Genomic DNA, 18,638 nt, shown 5'->3' on the forward strand with positions numbered 1-18,638 from the left:
GCGTGTGTACGAGACCCTGTACGCGCCGCGTGCCGCAACGGCGTCACACCCGGGCGAGTTGACCGTGCGGAGCCTGCGAACGGGATGGTGCCGCATGGGTGCGCAGAACGACTACGGGGCGACGACGCTCAGGTACTTCGGCAGCCGGCTGAAGCTGTTCCGCAGGAAGGCGGGCCTGTCCCGCGCGGAACTCGGGGAGCGGATCGGCTACTCGGAGGCGACGGTCGCCTCCGTCGAGCAGGGGCGGCGGATGCCGCAGCAGGAGTTCGTCGACCGGGTGGACGAGGTCCTGGACGCGGGCGGGGTGCTGCGGGCCGGCCTGCCGTACCTGCTCCACTCCCGGTACCCGACGTGGTTCCGGGACTTCGCCCTGCTGGAGGCGGACGCGGTGAGCCTCTACTCGTACGAGAACCACGTCGTCCCCGGACTGCTTCAGACCGAGGACTGCGCACGTGCTGTCGTGGCGGGAGGTTGCCCGTCTCCGGATGAGGAGGAGAGCGAGAGCCGGGTCTCGGGACGGCTCGGCCGGCAGGTGGTCCTGTGCCGCAAACCGATGCCCGTGTCCGGGTTCGTGATCGGGGAGGTGGTGATCCGCCGCCCCACCGGCGGCCCCGAGGTGATGAGGGGACAGCTGAGGCATCTGATGGAGTGCGCGCGTATGCGCAACGTTTCCCTCCAGATCATGCCGACCCGACGCTGCACACATGCCGGTCTGGAGGGCCCGATGGTACTGCTGGAGACCCGTGACCGACGTAGCCTGGCGTACGTCGAGGGCCAGCGCGGCAGCTTCCCGATCCCGGACCGGGACGAGGTCGGTGTGCTCACGCAGCGATACGGTGCCCTCAGGGCTCAGGCTCTTCCCCCCGAGGAGCCGTTGAGCCTCATGGACCAGGTGGTTGGAGAGCTATGAGCAGCGAGCAGCCCATGAGCGCGCCCGACGAGCCGACGTGGGTCAAGAGCAGCTACAGCGGCGGGGACGGCGGCAACTGCGTCGAGGTCGCGGCCGGGCCCGGCGCCGTCCGCGTCCGCGACTCCAAGGACCGGGAGGGCGGCGCGCTCGCCTTCCCGCCCGCGGCCTGGAGCGCGTTCGTCGGCCTCGCGGCGGAGGCGGCGGTCACGGAGTGACCCCGGTGGGGCCGCCCGGCCGCCCGGGGCGCCCCGGCGGCTCCGCCCGTCCCAGCAGCGTGCGCAGGATCTCCTCGGCGTGCGTCCACAGCAGCGCGCCCCCGATGCCGGGGACGACGTGGCGGACGGCGCCGGGGATGCGCTCGGCCAGGCCCGCGCCGCGGTCGGGGGAGTGGGAGGAGTCCTCCGCGCCGTACCACAGGTCCACCGGCACCGCGATTGCCGACAGGTCCAGCCCCCACCGGCTCCAGCGGCCCATCGCCAGGGCGGTGTCGCGGGCGTAGCCCTCCGGACCCTGGGCGAAGCCCTCCTCCAGCGCCCGCCGCCAGGCGGTGCCGAACGCGGGGCTCCGGTAGACCGCCAGGTCGCACTCCGGGCTGCCCGCCGTGATCATCTCGTGCAGGGCCCCGGGCGTGAGGCGGGCGAAGATCCGCTCGGCGGCGGCCGGGTCGGCCACGGCGGTGTCCACCAGATGGCGCAGCTCCTTCGGGAGCACGGCGGCGAACCGCGGATCGGCCACCTCGTCCGCCCCGGAGACCACGGCGAGCGCCGCCACCACACCCCGCTCGGCGCAGGCCAGGGCGAACGGCGCCCCCTGGGAGTTGCCCACCATGGCGGGCCGTCCCAGGCCCCGGCGGGCGGCGAGGACGCGGACGTCCTCGGCGAAGCCGGCGAAGGTGCGTCCCGGCGCCGGGGTGGAGGCCCCCAGGCCCGGCCGGTCCAGGGAGACCAACCGCACCCCGAGGCGGCCGGCCGCCCCGGCGCCGAACCCCAGGCTCCGGCCGGTGCCCGCGCCGGGGGAGAACAGCACGGGCGTGCCGTCCTCGGGCCCCCACTCGGCCCACCCCAGCAGCCTCCCGTCGGGCAGCGGCTCGGCGCCCGTGCGCTCCGGCCCGGCCACGTCCGCGTCCACGTCCACGTCCGCGTTCACGTTCACGGGGGCCATCCTGCGGGGGCGGCGGGCCGGTGCGCCAAGGGTTTCCGGACGGCCGCCGGCGCGCTGTGCCGCACATGTTTCCGCCGGCGGGCGGGGGCTCCGCGGCCCCCTCCCACCAGCGCAAACCCGCCCGGACCGGGGTGCGGGGAGCAACCGGCCCGGCGACGGGGGCCGACCGGGGTACTGACGAAGCCTCACGGATGTGGTTAACATCACGCCCACGCGGCAAAGGCGCAGAAGCGTGACGGAGGTACGGCGTGGTGCACTCCCGTGGCCGGGGCGGACGGATGCTGCGCATGGCGGGCGTCCGCACGGCATGGCACACGATCGACGACGGCGAGTTCTTCTGCCCGTCCTGCGGCGGTGACCGCAACTACAGACGCCGCACCGGCCGCCGCCGCCTCGTCGTGCTGGGCGTGCCCGTGCTGCCGCGCGGCGACGTCGGGCCCGTTCTGGAGTGCGCCTCCTGCCAGGGCCGCTTCGGCACCGAGGCCCTCGACCACCCCACCACCACCCGGCTGGGCGCCATGCTCCGCGACGCCGTGCACGCCGTGGCGCTGGCGGTGCTCGCGGCGGGTGGCTCGGAGTCCCGGGCGGCCCGCGAGGCGGCCGTGGAGGGGATCAGGGCCGCGGGCTTCACCGGCTGCTCCGAGGAGCAGCTGATCGCCCTGCTCGCGGCGGTGGGCGGCGACGGTGCCGCGATGGAGGCCGAGCTGCACGAGACACTGGCCCCGCTCGCCCCGCACCTGGCCGTGCCCGGCCGCGAGGGCCTGCTGCTCCAGGGCGCCCGCACCGCTCTGGCCGACGGCCCCTACACCCCCGCCGAGCGCCGCGTCCTGCTCTCGGCGGGGCGGGTCCTCCGGCTGTGCCGGGAGGACGCCGAGCGCCTGCTGGACACCGCCCGCACCACCCTGTCGTGACGGCGGCGCCCGCCGCCACGGGCGCTTCCGTCACGGGGCGCTGCTCCCGCGGGGGCAGCGCCCCCTCGCGCCGGTCCCGGTGCCGCCCGGCCGGGCGGCACCGGGACCGGGCGCTCCCGCGGCGGGAACCGGTGGGGGACAATGAGGCAATGAGCCTCTTCCGCGACGACGGCGTGGTGCTGCGCACCCAGAAGCTGGGCGAGGCGGACCGCATCATCACGCTGCTCACGCGCGGGCACGGGCGGGTGCGGGCCGTGGCCCGGGGGGTGCGGCGCACCAAGTCCAAGTTCGGCGCGCGGCTGGAGCCGTTCTCCCACGTCGACATCCAGTTCTTCGCGCGCGGCAGCGACCTGGTCGGCCGCGGACTGCCGCTGTGCACCCAGACCGAGACCATCGCCCCCTACGGCCGGAACATCGTCACCGACTACGCCCGCTACACCGCCGGCACGGCCATGCTGGAGACGGCCGAGCGCTTCACCGACCACGAGGGCGAGCCGAACGTCCAGCAGTACCTGCTGCTGATCGGCGGGCTGCGCACCCTGGCGGCCGGTGAGCACGCCCCCGCGCTGGTGCTGGACGCCTTCCTGCTGCGCTCCCTGGCCGTCGGCGGCTACGCCCCCAGCTTCGACGCCTGCGCCCAGTGCGGGATGCCCGGTCCCAACCGGTTCTTCTCCGTCGCCGCGGGCGGCGCGGTGTGCGCCGACTGCCGCAGGCCGGGCAGCGTCGTGCCGTCCCCCGAGGCCATGCGGCTGCTGGGAGCGCTGCTGACGGGCGACTGGTCCACCGCCGACGCGGCCGAGACCCGGCACGTGCGCGAGGGCAGCGCCCTGGTCTCGGCGTACCTGCACTGGCACCTGGAGCGGGGCCTGCGCTCCCTGCGGTTCGTGGAGAAGGGCTGACCGGCTACGCTCGCCGTTGTCCCCCGACCACGTGAACAGACGGCGCGGCCCGCGGGCGCGCCCGAGTGGAGATGAGAGCCCCATGGCACGGCGCGGAATGCTGTCCCGGCAGCGTCGCGAGTACCTCGCCCCCGAACCGCACCCCTCCGGCGCGCGCCCGCCGCGCATCCCCGCCGACCTGGTGCCGAACCACGTGGCGGTCGTCATGGACGGCAACGGCCGGTGGGCCAAGCAGCGCGGGCTGCCGCGCACCGAGGGGCACAAGGTCGGCGAGGGCGTCGTGATGGACGTGCTCAAGGGCTGCCTGGAGATGGGGATCAAGAACCTGTCCCTGTACGCCTTCTCCACCGAGAACTGGAAGCGCTCCCCCGAGGAGGTCCGCTTCCTGATGAACTTCAACCGCGACGTCATCCGCCGCCGCCGCGACGAGATGGACGCCCTGGGCATCCGCATCCGCTGGGTGGGCCGGATGCCCAAGCTGTGGAGGTCGGTCGTCCAGGAGCTCCAGGTCGCGCAGGAGCAGACCGTCGACAACGACGCCATGACGCTGTACTTCTGCGTCAACTACGGCGGCCGCGCCGAGATCGCCGACGCGGCGGCGGCCATCGCGGCGGACGTGCGGGCCGGGCGGCTGGACCCGTCGAAGGTGAACGAGAAGACCGTCGCCAAGTACCTGTACTACCCGGACATGCCGGACGTGGACCTCTTCGTGCGGCCGTCGGGCGAGCAGCGCACGTCCAACTACCTGATCTGGCAGAGCGCCTACGCCGAGATGGTCTTCCAGGACGTCCTGTGGCCGGACTTCGACCGCCGGAACCTGTGGGACGCGTGCCTGGAGTACGCCCGCCGCGACCGCCGCTTCGGCGGTGCGGAGCCGGCCGCGCCCACCCCTCCCGCCGGCACCGGGCCGGAGTCCGCGGCGGGCGTCCCGGGAGCCTGAGCGCCCCTGCCCGCCCCCCCCCGCGGGGACCGGCGGGGAACCGGCGCAAGCCCGCGGCCCGCGGCCCCTCCGGAGGGGCCGCGGGCCGCGTCGTGCGGTGCTCCGCCGGGGTCAGCTCCCCGCGCGGGCGGCGGCGCACTCGCCGCAGGTGCCGAAGATCTCGACGGTGTGGGCCACGTCGACGAAACCGTGCTCGGCGGCGATGGAGTCCGCCCACTTCTCCACCGCGGGCCCCTCCACCTCCACGGCCTTGCCGCAACTGCGGCAGACCAGGTGGTGGTGGTGGTCGTCGCTGCTGCACCGGCGGTAGACGGCCTCGCCCTCGTCGGTGCGCAGCACGTCCACCTCACCCGCGTCGGCCAGCGACTGGAGGGTGCGGTAGACGGTGGTCAGACCGACGGAGTCGCCGCGGTGCTTGAGCATGTCGTGCAGCTCCTGGGCGCTGCGGAACTCGTCGACCTCGCTGAGCGCCGCCGCCACAGCGGCGCGCTGCCGGGTCGACCGGCCGCGTACGGGGGGACCTGCGGTCGCCACCATTGCCTCCTAGAGTCGGCGCTACCTCGCGTAGCTGATCGGCCATTGTGCCAGGTGTGGCGGGCGCGGACGGGGAGTGCCCCTTACCACTGTGTCACCTCTCACACCCGGCCACCCTCCGGCCCCCGGCCCCCGGCCGCCGGTCACCGCACGACCGCAGCGCCGTCCGCCGGTCCCCGGGACGCCTTCCGCCCGGCCCCGGCCCCGGTGCCCGTGCCGCCGGCCGCCGACGGCCCCGCCCCGCGCCGTGCCCGGAACCGGGCCGTCAGCAGCGCCACCGCCGAGAGCAGGACGAACAGGCCGATCGCCAGCAGCACGATCGTGGCACCGGGCGGCACCTCCGCGTAGTACGAGGCCGTGGTGCCGGAGAGCGCCACCGCCACGCCGATGGCGACCGAGAACGCCAGCGTGGTCGCGAAGCCGCGCGTGAGCTGCTGGGCCGCGACGACCGGCAGCACCATCAGGGCGCTCACCAGCAGCAGCCCCACCACCCGCATCGCCACGGTGACGGTGACGGCGGCGGTGACGGCCAGCAGCAGGTTGAGCAGCCGCACCGGCAGTCCGGAGACCCGGGCGAACTCCTCGTCCTGGCAGACGGCGAAGAGCTGCCTGCGCAGCCCGAAGGAGACCAGCAGGACGAGGGCCGACAGCACCGTGATGGCCGTGACGTCCTCGGGCGAGACGGTGGTGATGGAGCCGAACAGGTAGGTCAGCAGATCGGCGTTGGAGCCGCCCGGCGTCAAGTTGATGATCATGACGCCCGCGGCCATGCCGCCGTAGAACAGCAGCGCCAGGGCGATGTCGCCGCGCGCCATGCCGTACCAGCGGATCAGCTCCATGGCGACCGCGCCGAGGGCGGAGACCACCACGGCCGTCCACACCGGGTTGGTGCTCAGCAGGAAACCCAGCGCCACGCCGGTCATCGCCACGTGCCCGATGCCGTCGCCCATGATCGCCTGGCGGCGCTGGACGAGGTAGACGCCGATGGCGGGAGCGGCGACGCCGACCAGCAGCGCGGCCAGCAGCGCGCGCTGCATGAAGGGGTAGTCCAGGAGTTCGATCATGTCAGCAGTCCGGTCCGGGTCGGTTCGGCGGCGGGGTCGCCGTGCGGGTGGCACGCCTGGTCGTGGAGGTGGGCGGTGCCCTCCACGCGCTCGACCCGGCCGTCGTGGAGGACGACCGTGCGGTCGATCAGCGGGGCCAGCGGGCCCAGCTCGTGGAGCACCAGCAGGACGGACACCCCCCGGGCGACCTGCGCGCGCAGCGCGTCGGCCAGGACGCTCTGGCTGAGCAGGTCCACCCCGGCCAGCGGCTCGTCCATGACCAGCAGCTCGGGGTCGCCGGCCAGGGCGCGGGCGATCAGCACCCGCTGGTGCTGCCCGCCGGAGAGGGCGCTCACGGAGTCGCCGGCGCGGTCGGCCAGGCCGACCAGTTCCAGGGCGCGGTGGACGGCGGCCCGGTCGCCGCGCCCCAGCGGGCGCAGCCGCCGGCGGGCCAGCCGCCCGGCCGAGACCACCTCGCGCACGGTGGCGGGCACGCCGGCGGCGGCCGTGGAGCGCTGCGGCACGTAGCCCACGCGCCACCACTGGCGGAAGCGGCGCAGCGGGGTGCCGAACAGCTCCGTCTCGCCCCCGGACGCCGCCACCTGCCCGACGGCCGTGCGCACGGTGGTGGACTTCCCCGAGCCGTTCGCGCCGAGCAGGGCGACGACCTCGCCGCGCCCCACCGTCAGGTCGATGCCGCGCAGGACCCGGCGCGCCCCCAGCGAGGCGGTCACGCCGCGCAGGGACAGCACCGGTGGCGCCGTGGTGTGCTCGTCTGCCATGGGTGGCCTCCTCGCCGGTTCCGTCCGGTCGGTCGTCCGCTCCGTCCCGTCTGCCTCCCCCGCCCGGCTCACCCGGCGCCGAGGGCCTTCCGCAGGGCCTGGAGGTTGGCCCGCATGATCTCGAGGTAGTCGTCGCCGCGGGAGGCGTCGGTGACCCCCTCGACCGGGTCGAGGACGTCGGTGCGCAGCCCGAGGTCGTCGGCGAGGGTGCGGGCGGTGCGGTCGCTGGCGGCGGACTCGAAGAAGACCGTGCCGACCCCGTCGTGCTCGACGATCTCGTGCAGTTCCTTCATCCTCGCACCGCTGGGCCCGGCCTCGGGGTCCAGGCCGGCGATGGACTCCTCGCGGAGGCCGTAGCGCTCGGCGAGGTAGCCGAAGGCGGCGTGGGTGGTGACGAAGGTGTCGGTGTCGCGGTTCTTCAGGCCCTCGCGGAACTCGGTGTCCAGGGCCTTGAGCTTCCCGGCCAGCTCCGCGGCGTTCGACCGGTAGTCGGAGGCGTGGTCGGGGTCGGCCTCGGCCAGGGCCTTGCCGACGCCCTCGGCCATCTCGGCGTACTTCACCGGGTCGAGCCAGACGTGCGGGTCGAGTGTGCCCTCGCCGTGGTCGTGGCCCTCGTGCCCGTGCTCCTCCTCGCCGTGCCCGTGGTCGTGCTCCTCCGCGCCGTGCCCGTGCGCGCCCTGCTCCTCCTCGCCGTGCTCGTGCGCGCCGTGCTCCCGCAGCTCGGTGTAGGCGGAGGTCTCGGCCACGTGCTCCGGCCCCGACTGCTCGACGGCCTCGTCGACGGCCGGCTGGAAGCCCTTGAGGTAGACGACGAGGTCGGCCTCGCCGATCGAGGCGGTCTGCTGCGGCCCCAGCTCCAGGTCGTGGGGTTCGACGCCCGGCTTGACCAGGGAGGTGACCGAGACGTGCTCCCCGCCGATCTCCTCGGCGAGGAACTGCATCGGGTAGAACGAGGCGACGACGTCCACCCCGTCGCTCGCGTCCCCGCCCGCCTGCCCGGTGCCGCACGCCGCGAGGCCGAGTGCGCCCAGGGCGGTCACCGAGGCCAGCGCGGTGCGGGAGGCCGCGCGGCGGGCGGGGCGGAGGGCGCCGGGCCGGGGCGAAAGGGATATGTGAGGGCGGCGTCGAGCGTTCATGACAGTCATTTTCGGCCTAGTTGGAAATGATTGTCAAATGACAAGCGGGGACGGAACGGGCGCGGGACGGGGGCGCGACCGTCCAGCCTCCCGAACTCCGGGCCGATTTGATCCGGCCCCCGAGGTCGCCGGTAACCTGAGGTATTCCGTCGTCTGTAACGAAGAGAGCACCGTGGCCGCCGACAAGATCGACACCATCGTCAGCCTCAGCAAGCGCCGTGGCTTCGTCTACCCCTGCAGCGAAATCTACGGCGGCCAGCGGGCCGCCTGGGACTACGGTCCGCTGGGCGTCGAGCTGAAGGAGAACATCAAGCGCCAGTGGTGGCGCTCCATGGTCACCTCGCGCGACGACGTGGTCGGAATCGACTCGTCGGTGATCCTCGCCTCCGAGGTGTGGGTCGCCTCCGGCCACGTCGCCACCTTCACCGACCCGCTGACCGAGTGCACCTCGTGCCACAAGCGGTTCCGGGCCGACCACCTGGAGGAGGCGTACGAGGCCAAGCACGGCCGCCTGCCCGCGGCCGGCCTGTCGGACGTCAACTGCCCCCACTGCGGCGTCAAGGGGCAGTTCACCGAGCCCAAGCAGTTCTCCGGCCTGCTCTCCACGCACCTCGGCCCCACGCAGGACTCCGGCTCCGTCGCCTACCTGCGGCCCGAGACGGCCCAGGGCATCTTCACCAACTTCGCCCAGGTCCAGCAGACTTCACGCCGCAAGCCGCCGTTCGGCATCGCGCAGATGGGCAAGTCCTTCCGGAACGAGATCACTCCGGGCAACTTCATCTTCCGCACCCGCGAGTTCGAGCAGATGGAGATGGAGTTCTTCGTCAAGCCGGGCGAGGACGAGAAGTGGCACGAGTACTGGATGGAGCAGCGCTGGAACTGGTACACCGGCCTGGGCCTGCGCGAGGAGAACATGCGGTGGTACGACCACCCCAAGGAGAAGCTCTCCCACTACTCCAAGCGCACCGCCGACATCGAGTACCGCTTCCAGTTCGGCGGCGGCGAGTGGGGTGAGCTGGAGGGCGTGGCCAACCGCACCGACTACGACCTGACCGCCCACTCCAAGGCGTCCGGCCAGGACCTGTCGTACTTCGACCAGGAGGCCGGCGAGCGCTGGACGCCGTACGTCATCGAGCCGGCGGCCGGCGTCGGCCGGACGATGCTGGCCTTCATGCTGGACGCCTACAACGAGGACGAGGCGCCCAACGCCAAGGGCAAGATGGAGAAGCGCGTCGTGATGCGCCTCGACCCGCGCCTGGCGCCGGTCAAGGTCGCCGTCCTGCCGCTGTCGCGCAACCCGCAGCTCTCCCCGAAGGCCAAGGGCCTCGCGGACGCGCTGCGCCGGAACTGGAACATCGAGTTCGACGACGCCGGCGCCATCGGCCGCCGCTACCGCCGCCAGGACGAGATCGGCACGCCGTTCTGCGTCACCGTCGACTTCGACACCCTCGAGGACAACGCCGTGACGGTGCGCGAGCGCGACACGATGAAGCAGGAGCGCGTCTCGCTCGACCAGATCGAGTCCTACCTGGCCGCCCGCCTGGTCGGCTGCTGAGCCGGCGCGGTCGCCCGCGGCCGCGGAACGCGCAGGGCCCCGGTACCCGTCCCCCGACGGGCGCCGGGGCCCCGCGCCGTCGGGGGCCGGGGCGGCGGGTTCCACCGTCCGTCACCCCGCCGCCGGAGTGAGGAAGGGAGCCGGCCCGCCGGCCGGTGCGCTCCCGCCGGGACTTTCCGGATTCCGGCAGCCTGCCGGCTTCCGAGCCTGCCGCCATCACCCCTGGTGCGGCGGCGCGGCAAGCCGCCAGGATCGGCCGGGCACGCACGGACGGGGGTCCGGACTACTCCAGGGGGGACGGATGTCGGCGACGGCCACGGTGACGACGGGAACGGTGAGCGGCTACGGCGCGGACGGGCGCCTCCACGAGGTGCGGATCGCCCGCACCCTCGGCCTGCGGCCCGGCGCGGAGGTCACGCGCCACATCACCTGCGGCAGCTGCGGCCACCGGCACACGGCACGGGGGCTGGCCCGGTCCGAGGCGGCCTCGAAGGCCGCACACCACCTCGCCGAGCACGGCGCGCGCCGGGGGACGCGGGCGGGGGCGATCCCGGCGGCCTGGATCCTGGGGCTGCTCGGGACGGCGGGCTTCCTCGCCGTCCACGCGGCCGTCCTCCTCGGACGCTGAGGCGCGCCGGGGCCGGCCCCGGCGCGCCCCGAACGCCGCGGCGGCGGGGGCGGCCCGGGACGGGGACCGGATGGGGGACAATGGAGGGTCCCGCCCCCACTCCAGTGAACACGAGGATGCCCACGCCCATGACTCAGCAGCTCGCCATCGGCCCGCACACGGTCCGGCCGCCGGTGGTCCTCGCGCCGATGGCCGGGATCACCAACGCGCCGTTCCGCACGCTGTGCCGCGAGTTCAGCGGCGGCCGGGGCCTGTTCGTCAGCGAGATGATCACCACCCGGGCGCTGGTGGAACGAGACGCCAAGACCATGCGCCTCGTCCGCTTCGACGCGAGCGAGAAGCCGCGCTCCATCCAGCTCTACGGCGTGGACCCGGCCACCGTCGGCAAGGCCGTCCGCATGATCGCCGACGAGGACCTGGCCGACCACATCGACCTCAACTTCGGCTGCCCGGTGCCGAAGGTGACGCGCAAGGGCGGCGGCTCCGCGCTGCCCTACAAGCGCCCCCTGCTGCGGGCGATCCTGCGCGAGGCCGTGGCGGGCGCGGGCGGGCTGCCGGTGACGATGAAGATGCGCAAGGGCATCGACGACGACCACCTCACCTACCTGGACGCCGGGCGCATCGCCGTGGAGGAGGGCGTCACCGCCATCGCCCTGCACGGCCGCACCGCCGCCCAGCACTACGGCGGCACCGCCGACTGGGAGGCCATCGCCGCCCTGAAGGAGGCCGTCCCCGAGATCCCGGTGCTGGGCAACGGCGACATCTGGTCGGCCGACGACGCCGTGCGGATGATGCGCGAGACCGGCTGCGACGGCGTCGTGGTCGGCCGCGGCTGCCTGGGCCGCCCGTGGCTCTTCGCCGACCTGGTCAACGCCTGCGAGGGGTCCGGCGAGCGGGTCCGGCCCTCGCTGCGGGAGGTCGCGGAGGTGATGGTGCGGCACGCCCGGCTGCTGGGGGAGTGGCTGGAGGACGAGGCGCGCGGCGTCATCGACTTCCGCAAGCACGTCGCCTGGTACACCAAGGGCTTCTCGGTCGGCTCCGAGATGCGCCGGAGGCTGGCGGTGGCCTCCTCCCTGGCCGAACTGGAGGACCTGCTGGGCGAGCTGGACCTGGACCAGCCCTGGCCGCAGGGCGCCGACGGGCCGCGCGGACGGACCTCCGGGCGCAACCGCGTCGTCCTGCCCGACGGCTGGCTGGACGACCCGAACGACTGCACGGGCATCGCGGCCGACGCCGAGCTGGACACCTCCGGAGGCTGACCCGCTCCCGGCCGGGACCGCCGGTCCCGGCCGGCGGCCCCGCGCGTCAGCGGAGCGCGGCGCCCCGCACCAGCGCCTCCGGCCGGACCCGCGCGCGGGCCCCGGCGCGCACCGCGGTGCGGTCGCCGGGCCGGGCGCGCACACCGCCCGACAGCAGGTCCAGGGCGAGCGCCGCCGTCCAGCTGAACTCCCGGGCGCCGTGCCCCGCCCCGGTGTGCGGGTCGACGTACTCGGCGAAGCCCGACGAGGCGGCGTGGGCCAGCACGGCGGCGCGCAGGGAGTCGGCCCGCGCCTCGTGGCCGTACTGCCGCAGCCCGCGCTCCAGCAGCCAGTTGACGTTGAACCAGGCCGGCCCGCGCCAGTAGCGGCGCGGGTCGAAGGCCCGCCCCAGCAGGTCGTAGCTGGGCACCAGCCGCACGGGGCCGCCCAGCCCGAAGTGCGCGCCGCCCAGCGTCTCCAGCAGCGCGCGGACGACCTCGGGGGGCAGGCCCGGCACCACCAGCGGCACCAGTCCGGCCACGCTGCGCTCGCGGATCGGCTCGCCCCGCCCGCCGTGCCCCCCGGCGCGCACGTCGCGGCAGAGGAACATCCCGGAGCGGGTGTCCCACAGCCGGGCGACCAGGGCGCCGGTCAGCCGTGCGGCCCGCGCGCGGTGGGCGTCCGGATCGGGGGCGGGGACGGTCCTGCCGGGCGCGGGGTCGGCGGCGACCTCGGCGGCGATCTCCGCCAGCGCGTGCTCGGAGGCGATCAGCAGGGCGTTGACGCCGGGGTCCTCCACCGCGAAGGGGTGCGGGGCGTCGCCGTCCCGGTAGCCGTGGTCGCGGTAGTCGGAGGCGAGCCGCACGTAGCGGGCGTAGTCCAGGTCGGTGGGGCGGTCGGCGGCGGCGCCGTGGTCGAGGTCGGCGCGGTGGAAGGAGGCGGGGTCGGCCGGCTCGACGCGGGAGAGGGGGACGTCCCAGGCGGGACTGTTGTCCATGCCCGGCTCCCACGGGTGGACGACCGAGACCAGGCCGTGCCCGCCCAGGTCGCGGTGGTCGGTGAGGTAGCGGTGCCAGGCGACCAGCTTGGGGTACACGCGCCGCAGGAAGCCCCGCCGCCGCGAGGCCGCCGGGTCGGCGCGGTGCACCAGCCAGGCGGCCAGCGCGTGGACGGGCGGCTGGACGATGCCGGAGGTCTGCGTCCGGGCGGGCGCCCCGGTGCCGGCCCCGGCGGCCGGGGAGCGCCAGAAGTCCGGGCCGGGGAAGTAGGCGCCCGGCGGGACGGAGGGGTTGAAGACGATGTGCGGGACGCGCCCGTCACCCCACTGGGCGGCCAGCAGCGTCTCCAGCTCGCGCTGGGCGCGCGCCGCCGACAGGTGGCGCAGGCCGATCGCGACGAACGCCGAGTCCCAGCTCCACTGGTGGGGGTAGAGGGCGCGCGACGGCACGGTCGAGGCGCCCGTCCAGTTGCGCAGCAGCACCCGCCGCGCGGCACGCCGCAGCTGTGCGGCGGTGACCGGGGTGTGGGCGGTGCGGGACCTCTGGGCGGGGATGTACGGCTGTGCGGGCGGCAGGGCGCTCATCGGGCCGCCCGGCCGGGAAGGAGAGGGCCGCCGGAGGCGGTGCGGGCGGGGACGCCCGGGTGAGGTGCGCGGAGCCGGGGGTACGCGGTCGGCGGCAGCCGCCTGGCCGGCCGTTCCTCCGACGGGTCGGTACTGGAGGGGACTTCGGTGGGTTGGGCGACGGGTTCCACGAGAACTCCGGTGTCTGTACGACTCCTAGGTTACGCCTCTGTAAGCCTAGGGTTTTGTCTTACGGAAAGGCAGAAGTGGTGCTGTGAGACCTGACACACGAAGGGCGCACGGCAGGGGCCCGTCGAGGCGCGGGGGAGGCGCGCAACGGCCCCCGCGCACCCGCGGCCTCCGCCGTGCGGCCGCCTCCGCCCTGGCCGCCGTCCTGTGCGCGGGACTCCTGGCGGGCTGCGCGAAAGTGACGGAGAACACACCCGACGGCAGGATCACGGTGTGGTCGCTGGAGAACCTCCCCGACCGGATGGCCGCCACCGAGGAGGTCGTCGGCCGGTTCGAGGAACGGTCCGGCATCGAGGTCGAACTGGTCGGCGTCGCCGAGAACCAGCTCCCCCAGATGGTGATGTCGGCCGCCGCGGCGGGTGAGCTGCCCGACGTCATCGGCGCGGTCCCGCTGGGCCCGCTCTGGCAGATGTACTCCAACGACCTGCTCGACACCCGCACCGCGGGCGACATCGTGGCCGGCCTGGACGCCGGCACCTTCACCCCCTCCGCCCTCGCCCTGGCGTCCGACGGCGGACGGCGCCTGGGCGTCCCCTCCGACGCCTGGCTGCAACTGCTCGTCTACCGCGCCGACCGGCTGGAGGAGGCCGGCCTGCCCGCCCCCGACACCTACCGGAAGCTGCTGCGGGCCGCGCGGGAGCTGGACGGCGGCGGGCGCGTCGGCGCCTCCGTGGCCACCGACCCGGGCGACGCCGCCACCCAGCAGGGCTTCGAGAGCCTGGCCCTGGCGGGCGGCTGCGACATGGTCGGCGCGGACGGCGAGGTGGCACTGGACTCGCCGGCCTGCCGCCGCGCCTTCGAGGTGTACGACACCCTCGCCCGCGAACACGGCGCACCCGGCACCCAGACCGTCGACTCCACCCGCGCCGGCTACTTCTCCGGCTCCTCCTCGCTGCTGCTGTGGTCCTCCTTCATCCTGGACGAGCTGGCCGGACTGCGCGACGACGCCCGCCCCGGCTGCCCCGAGTGCGCGGACGACCGCGGCTTCCTGGCCCGCGCCAGCGGCGTCGTCACCTCCCTGGAGGGGACGGAGGGCACGGGGCCCACCCAGTTCGGCGAGGTGACCTCCTGGGCCGTCACCAGGAGCGCCGAGACCGGGGCGGCCCGCGCCTTCGTGGAGTACATGATGGGCGACGGCTACCGGGACTGGTTCGGCATGGCCCCCGAGGGAAAGATCCCGGTCCGCACCGGCACCCCCGGCGACCCGGAGGGGCACCTGCGCGCCTGGCGCTCCAGCGAGATCGGCGTGGACCGGCGCGAACCGATGGACGAGGTGTACCCGTCCGCGCTCCTGGACCGGCTCGTCCTGGGCGTCACGCGGATGAGCCGGTGGGGCATCGGACGGGGCCAGGGCACCCTCGTCGGCGCGATGGGCGGCGAACTCCCCGTGCCGAAGGCCGTCAGCGCCATGGCCGGCGGGCAGCTCACCCCGCAGGAGGCCGCGGGCGAGGCCGACGAGGAGGTCTCCGCGCTGCGCGCGTCGCTGCGGTAGCCCGGCCGCCCGCATCCGGCCCCTCCCCCACCCACCGTCACGATCCGCGAGGTGCGCGCCCCATGACACCCCGAAACCCGAAGGAACCCCGGACGGCCGCCCGGCGGGAGAACCGCGCCGGCCTGGCCTTCGTCACCCCCACCCTCCTGGTCGTCCTGGCCGTGGTCGTCCTCCCCATCGCCTGGACCGTGCTGCTGGCCTTCCAGGACGCCCGGCTCGTCGACATCCAGGGCATGGGCCTGCTCGGCGACTGGACCCTGGAGAACTTCGACAGCGTCTTCGGCTCCCCGGGCTTCTGGACCAGCCTGCTGACCACCCTCGTCTACGCCGCCGGGGGCACCGCCGGGTCGGTCCTGCTCGGCCTGGCCGCCGCCCTCGCACTGCGCCGGCCGTTCCGCGGGCGCGGCCCGCTGCGCGCCGCGATGCTCCTGCCCTACGTCGCGCCCGTGGTCGCCGTGGCCTTCGTCTGGCAGGTGGCCCTCAGCCCGCAGTACGGCATCGTGGGCGAGTGGGGGCGGCGCTTCCTGGGCTGGGACCGGCCCATCGCCTTCCTGACCACCCGCGGCCACGACGTCTCCCTGCTGGGGCTGGAGTTCGAGGTGCCGCTCGCCCTGCTGACCGTCGTCGCCTTCGAGACCTGGCGGTACTTCCCGTTCGCCTTCCTCTTCCTGCTGGCCCGGCTCCAGGCCGTCCCCGGCACCCTGGAGGAGGCCGCCACCGTGGACGGCGCCACCGTCTCCCAGCGCTTCCGGTACGTCCTGCTGCCGCAGCTGATGCCGGTGATCGCGCTGCTGAGCGTGCTGCGCTTCATCATGACCTTCAACAAGTTCGACGACGTCTACCTGCTCACCGGCGGGGGAGCGGGCACCGAGGTGGTCGCGGTGCGGGTCTACGACTTCCTCACCGCCCGCTACGACGTGGGGGCCGCCGCGGCCCAGGCGCTCGTCCTGGCGGTGGTCCTGACGGGCCTGCTGGGCCTGTACTTCGCGTTCTTCGCCAACCGCGCGAGGGAGGAGGCGTGATGAGCCGGGCGCGCGCCGAGGAGAAGGTCTTCGCGGCCCTGCGGTGGGGGGTGATCGCCTTCCTGGCGCTGGCCACCGTCCTCCCCTTCGGCTACATGGTGCTGCTGTCGGTGAAGCCGATCGAGGCGCTGCTGCTGGACCCGGGCAGGCTCTGGGTCTCCGCGGACGAGCTGACCACCGCCACCTACGCGGAGGTGCTGCGCTCCACCGACGAGGGCGGCCAGGGCTTCGTGCGGATGCTCGCCAACTCCGCCGCGGTGTCGCTGGGGACGGTGGCGCTCACCCTGCTGGCGGCCGTCCCCGGCGCCTACGCCGTCAGCAGGCTGCGCTTCTTCGGGGACCGGAAGGTGGGGGTGCTCTTCCTGGCCGTCTACCTCTTCCCCGCCACCCTGCTGGCCGTTCCGCTGTTCGTGATGTTCGCCAGGATGGGGCTCCAGGGGAGCCTGGTGGGCCTGGCGGTGGTGTACATCGCCCAGACGGTGCCGGTGTCGGTCTACATGATGCGGAACTACTTCGACACCGTCCCCCGCAGTGTCGAGGAGGCGGCGGCGCTGGACGGGTGCACGCGGCTGCAGACGGTCCGCAAGGTGGTGCTGCCGCTCGCGGTGCCCTCGCTGATGGCCACGGGGCTGTACATCTTCATGATCGCCTGGAACGAGTTCCTCTTCGCGCTGCTCTTCCTGGTCGCGGAGCCGGACCGGTGGACGGTCTCCCTGGGGCTCCAGCAGCTCGCGGGCGGCGTCGAGGTCTCCAAGACCGTGCTGATGGCCGGGTCGGTGGTGCTGACCGTGCCGGTGGTCCTGCTGTTCTTCGCCGCCGAACGGCTCCTGACCGAGGGCCTGACCAGCGGGGCGGACAAGGCCTGAGGGCCGGCGCGGACGAGTGCGGGTGCGGCCCGGCGGGCACCCGCCGCGTGCCCGCCGGCCGCTGGGGGAGGGGCCGGAAGGGCACCTTCCGCAAGGGGCGGCGAAGATGAGCACATGACCGGCAACCAATCGAGCGCGGGACACCTGCTGCGGCTGATCCGCAGTGGACGGGCCACCACCCGCGGCGAACTCCAGCGCGCCACCGGACTGTCGCGCTCCACCGTCGGCAACCGGCTCGACCAGCTCTTCCGGGCGGGCTGGCTGCGCGACGGCGCCACCGTCCCCGTGGGAGGCCCGTCCGGCGGACGGCCCTCCAACCGGCTGGAGTTCGACGGCACGCACGCCGTGGTCCTCGCCGTGGACCTGGAGACCCGGCACGGCCGGGCCGCCGTGCTGAACCTCAACGGCGCGGTACTGGCCGAGCAGTCGGGCGTCCTGACCATCGAGGACGGCCCGGACCGGGTGGTCGACCGGGTGGCGCGCTGGTTCCCCGCCCTGCTGGAGCGGGCCGGAGCCGCCCCCGGGGACGTCTGCGGCATCGGCATGTCGGTGCCCGGGCCGGTGGACCGGCGGACCGGGCAGGTGGTGCAGCCGCCGATCATGCCCGGCTGGGACGGCTACCCGATCCCCGAGCGGATGCGGCGCGCCTACCGGGAGCACGTCGGCGCGGACGGGAGCGGGCGGGACGGCGGTCCGGTCGTGCTGGTGGAGAACGACGCCAACCTCATGGCCTACGCCGAGCAGCGCACCTCCCACCCCGACTGCTCCGCGTTCCTGCTGGTGAAGGTCTCCACGGGCATCGGCGCCGGCCTGGTGGTGGACGGCGAGATGTACCGCGGCATCGACGGCGGCGCCGGCGACATCGGGCACATCAGGCTGCACGACCGCCCCGACGCCCTGTGCATGTGCGGCTCCTACGGCTGCCTCGCCGCGGTGGCCAGCGGCCGGGCGCTGGCGGGCAGGCTCAGTGCCGCCGGGGTGCCGGCCGCCTCCGGCGCGGGGGTGCGCGAACTGCTGGCCGCGGGCCACCCCGACGCCGTCCGGCTGGCCCGGGAGGCGGGGCGCAGGGTGGGGGAGGTGCTGGTCACCGTCGTCACCGTGCTCAATCCGGGGGTGCTGATGATCGCGGGCGATCTGGCCGGGACCCCGTTCGTCACCGGGGTGCGCGAGCTGCTCTACCAGCGCGCCATGCCGCGCAGCACCGCCCACCTGACGGTGGCGACCTCGCGGCTGGGGGAGCGCGCCGGGCTGGTGGGCGCCGGGGCGATGGTCGTGGAGCACCTGTACGAGCCGGAGCGGGCCGATGCCCGACTCGCCGCGATGGGCCTGTGAGGCGCGGAACCGGCGGGGACACCGCGGGCCGCGCCCCCTTCCGCTCATCAGAGCGGAGGAGGGCGCGAATGTGTCCAATGGTTGAGACACCGCGCCCACCAGGGGCGTGATCCTCGCCACTTTGATAGCGGAGGCGCTCATATGAGCGATCTTCACGGGTCTGCACTTCTCCAAGGGGTGGCACCGGGTGCCACCCCTTCTCCGTTCATGTCACTGGGTGTCATATCACCGTGTGTCACCGTGGAGCGCTCCACCGGCCACGCAGCGGAGTGGACGGTTCATCTCCTGAAAACCGTCCCACGCGCCGCTTGGTCAGCTCTTTACTTTCGATCCTTCGGCAGATGGGTGGTTACACCCGCATGGCCTAATGGTGGCCGTA

General features: G+C 74.3%; 18 protein-coding genes. 12 read left to right on the forward strand and 6 right to left on the reverse strand.

Going from position 1 to position 18,638, the window contains the following annotated elements:
• Window positions 1-94 precede the first annotated feature (94 nt).
• Window positions 95-910 (forward strand): helix-turn-helix domain-containing protein, encoded by an 816-nt coding sequence (locus ACFSJS_RS00615; RefSeq protein WP_380895461.1) that lies wholly within the window; start codon window positions 95-97, stop codon window positions 908-910.
• On the forward strand, window positions 907-1,125 hold the full coding sequence (locus tag ACFSJS_RS00620) for a DUF397 domain-containing protein (protein WP_380895462.1): 219 nt from the start codon (window positions 907-909) through the stop codon (window positions 1,123-1,125). The genes ACFSJS_RS00615 and ACFSJS_RS00620 overlap by 4 nt, the downstream gene beginning before the upstream one ends.
• Here the strand turns inward: ACFSJS_RS00620 and ACFSJS_RS00625 are convergent.
• Entirely contained in the window at window positions 1,115-1,993 is an 879-nt protein-coding gene (locus ACFSJS_RS00625; protein ID WP_380896733.1) for an alpha/beta fold hydrolase, read from the reverse strand. The genes ACFSJS_RS00620 and ACFSJS_RS00625 overlap by 11 nt on opposite strands.
• A gap of 356 nt (window positions 1,994-2,349) precedes the next feature.
• On the opposite strand from ACFSJS_RS00625, the gene ACFSJS_RS00630 reads away from it, so the two are divergent.
• The 3 genes from ACFSJS_RS00630 (at window position 2,350) to ACFSJS_RS00640 (ending at window position 4,821) form a co-directional block, all read left to right on the forward strand.
• The gene (locus tag ACFSJS_RS00630) at window positions 2,350-2,982 is read left to right on the forward strand and encodes a TerB family tellurite resistance protein (RefSeq protein WP_380896735.1); all 633 of its coding nucleotides are present in this window, start codon (window positions 2,350-2,352) and stop codon (window positions 2,980-2,982) included.
• 149 nt (window positions 2,983-3,131) lie between these two features.
• A complete protein-coding gene (recO, locus tag ACFSJS_RS00635) occupies window positions 3,132-3,881 on the forward strand; it encodes a DNA repair protein RecO (RefSeq protein WP_380895464.1) in 750 nt (249 codons plus the stop codon).
• Window positions 3,882-3,963: 82 nt separating this feature from the next.
• The gene (locus ACFSJS_RS00640; RefSeq protein ID WP_380895466.1) at window positions 3,964-4,821 is read left to right on the forward strand and encodes an isoprenyl transferase; all 858 of its coding nucleotides are present in this window, start codon (window positions 3,964-3,966) and stop codon (window positions 4,819-4,821) included.
• 111 nt (window positions 4,822-4,932) lie between these two features.
• Here the strand turns inward: ACFSJS_RS00640 and ACFSJS_RS00645 are convergent, their stop codons facing one another.
• The 4 genes from ACFSJS_RS00645 to ACFSJS_RS00660 form a co-directional block, all read right to left on the reverse strand.
• The gene (locus ACFSJS_RS00645; RefSeq protein ID WP_380896737.1) at window positions 4,933-5,355 is read right to left on the reverse strand and encodes a Fur family transcriptional regulator; all 423 of its coding nucleotides are present in this window, start codon (window positions 5,353-5,355) and stop codon (window positions 4,933-4,935) included.
• A gap of 143 nt (window positions 5,356-5,498) precedes the next feature.
• On the reverse strand, window positions 5,499-6,419 hold the full coding sequence (locus ACFSJS_RS00650; RefSeq protein ID WP_380895469.1) for a metal ABC transporter permease: 921 nt from the start codon (window positions 6,417-6,419) through the stop codon (window positions 5,499-5,501).
• Window positions 6,416-7,180: a metal ABC transporter ATP-binding protein gene (locus tag ACFSJS_RS00655; RefSeq protein WP_380895471.1), complete on the reverse strand. Its 765-nt coding sequence runs from the start codon at window positions 7,178-7,180 to the stop codon at window positions 6,416-6,418. Before ACFSJS_RS00655 ends, ACFSJS_RS00650 begins: the two co-directional genes overlap by 4 nt.
• Before the next feature lie 68 nt (window positions 7,181-7,248).
• Complete coding sequence (locus tag ACFSJS_RS00660) at window positions 7,249-8,316, reverse strand: metal ABC transporter substrate-binding protein (protein ID WP_380895474.1); 1,068 nt, start codon at window positions 8,314-8,316, stop codon at window positions 7,249-7,251.
• 172 nt (window positions 8,317-8,488) lie between these two features.
• Between ACFSJS_RS00660 and ACFSJS_RS00665 the strand changes: the two genes are divergently transcribed.
• The 3 genes from ACFSJS_RS00665 to dusB all read left to right on the forward strand — a co-directional run bounded on the left by ACFSJS_RS00665 (window position 8,489) and on the right by dusB (window position 11,758).
• Entirely contained in the window at window positions 8,489-9,871 is a 1,383-nt protein-coding gene (locus ACFSJS_RS00665; protein WP_380895477.1) for a glycine--tRNA ligase, read from the forward strand.
• A gap of 301 nt (window positions 9,872-10,172) precedes the next feature.
• Complete coding sequence (locus ACFSJS_RS00670; protein WP_380895480.1) at window positions 10,173-10,499, forward strand: hypothetical protein; 327 nt, start codon at window positions 10,173-10,175, stop codon at window positions 10,497-10,499.
• A gap of 116 nt (window positions 10,500-10,615) precedes the next feature.
• Window positions 10,616-11,758, forward strand: a complete 1,143-nt coding sequence (dusB, locus tag ACFSJS_RS00675) for a tRNA dihydrouridine synthase DusB (RefSeq protein WP_380895482.1) — start codon at window positions 10,616-10,618, stop codon at window positions 11,756-11,758.
• Window positions 11,759-11,804: 46 nt separating this feature from the next.
• On the opposite strand, the gene ACFSJS_RS00680 is transcribed toward dusB, so the two are convergent.
• Window positions 11,805-13,319 (reverse strand): MGH1-like glycoside hydrolase domain-containing protein, encoded by a 1,515-nt coding sequence (locus ACFSJS_RS00680; RefSeq protein WP_380895484.1) that lies wholly within the window; start codon window positions 13,317-13,319, stop codon window positions 11,805-11,807.
• 361 nt (window positions 13,320-13,680) lie between these two features.
• On the opposite strand from ACFSJS_RS00680, the gene ACFSJS_RS00685 reads away from it, so the two are divergent.
• From ACFSJS_RS00685 to ACFSJS_RS00700, 4 genes are all read left to right on the forward strand, one after another.
• The gene (locus tag ACFSJS_RS00685; RefSeq protein ID WP_380896740.1) at window positions 13,681-15,039 is read left to right on the forward strand and encodes an ABC transporter substrate-binding protein; all 1,359 of its coding nucleotides are present in this window, start codon (window positions 13,681-13,683) and stop codon (window positions 15,037-15,039) included.
• Window positions 15,040-15,101: 62 nt separating this feature from the next.
• Window positions 15,102-16,061: a carbohydrate ABC transporter permease gene (locus tag ACFSJS_RS00690; RefSeq protein ID WP_380895486.1), complete on the forward strand. Its 960-nt coding sequence runs from the start codon at window positions 15,102-15,104 to the stop codon at window positions 16,059-16,061.
• Entirely contained in the window at window positions 16,061-16,927 is an 867-nt protein-coding gene (locus tag ACFSJS_RS00695) for a carbohydrate ABC transporter permease (RefSeq protein WP_380895490.1), read from the forward strand. The genes ACFSJS_RS00690 and ACFSJS_RS00695 overlap by 1 nt, the downstream gene beginning before the upstream one ends.
• Before the next feature lie 114 nt (window positions 16,928-17,041).
• Window positions 17,042-18,259: an ROK family transcriptional regulator gene (locus ACFSJS_RS00700; RefSeq protein WP_380895492.1), complete on the forward strand. Its 1,218-nt coding sequence runs from the start codon at window positions 17,042-17,044 to the stop codon at window positions 18,257-18,259.
• Window positions 18,260-18,638: the final 379 nt, after the last annotated feature.

Origin of the sequence: Streptomyces desertarenae, from assembly GCF_042681365.1 — a bacterium.
In the GTDB taxonomy this organism is placed as follows: Bacteria; Actinomycetota; Actinomycetes; order Streptomycetales; family Streptomycetaceae; genus Streptomyces; species Streptomyces desertarenae.

What these genes read in the sequence shown, in the direction of transcription:
- ACFSJS_RS00660 (WP_380895474.1), bottom strand. Translation starts at nt 8,316, where the DNA reads ATGAACGCTCGACGCCGCCCTCACATATCCCTTTCGCCCCGGCCCGGC.
- ACFSJS_RS00640 (WP_380895466.1), top strand. Translation starts at nt 3,964, where the DNA reads ATGGCACGGCGCGGAATGCTGTCCCGGCAGCGTCGCGAGTACCTCGCC.
- ACFSJS_RS00630 (WP_380896735.1), top strand. Translation starts at nt 2,350, where the DNA reads ATGCTGCGCATGGCGGGCGTCCGCACGGCATGGCACACGATCGACGAC.
- ACFSJS_RS00690 (WP_380895486.1), top strand. Translation starts at nt 15,102, where the DNA reads ATGACACCCCGAAACCCGAAGGAACCCCGGACGGCCGCCCGGCGGGAG.
- ACFSJS_RS00615 (WP_380895461.1), top strand. Translation starts at nt 95, where the DNA reads ATGGGTGCGCAGAACGACTACGGGGCGACGACGCTCAGGTACTTCGGC.
- ACFSJS_RS00680 (WP_380895484.1), bottom strand. Translation starts at nt 13,319, where the DNA reads ATGAGCGCCCTGCCGCCCGCACAGCCGTACATCCCCGCCCAGAGGTCC.
- ACFSJS_RS00695 (WP_380895490.1), top strand. Translation starts at nt 16,061, where the DNA reads ATGAGCCGGGCGCGCGCCGAGGAGAAGGTCTTCGCGGCCCTGCGGTGG.
- dusB (WP_380895482.1), top strand. Translation starts at nt 10,616, where the DNA reads ATGCCCACGCCCATGACTCAGCAGCTCGCCATCGGCCCGCACACGGTC.
- ACFSJS_RS00655 (WP_380895471.1), bottom strand. Translation starts at nt 7,180, where the DNA reads ATGGCAGACGAGCACACCACGGCGCCACCGGTGCTGTCCCTGCGCGGC.
- ACFSJS_RS00650 (WP_380895469.1), bottom strand. Translation starts at nt 6,419, where the DNA reads ATGATCGAACTCCTGGACTACCCCTTCATGCAGCGCGCGCTGCTGGCC.
- ACFSJS_RS00700 (WP_380895492.1), top strand. Translation starts at nt 17,042, where the DNA reads ATGACCGGCAACCAATCGAGCGCGGGACACCTGCTGCGGCTGATCCGC.
- ACFSJS_RS00670 (WP_380895480.1), top strand. Translation starts at nt 10,173, where the DNA reads ATGTCGGCGACGGCCACGGTGACGACGGGAACGGTGAGCGGCTACGGC.
- recO (WP_380895464.1), top strand. Translation starts at nt 3,132, where the DNA reads ATGAGCCTCTTCCGCGACGACGGCGTGGTGCTGCGCACCCAGAAGCTG.
- ACFSJS_RS00620 (WP_380895462.1), top strand. Translation starts at nt 907, where the DNA reads ATGAGCAGCGAGCAGCCCATGAGCGCGCCCGACGAGCCGACGTGGGTC.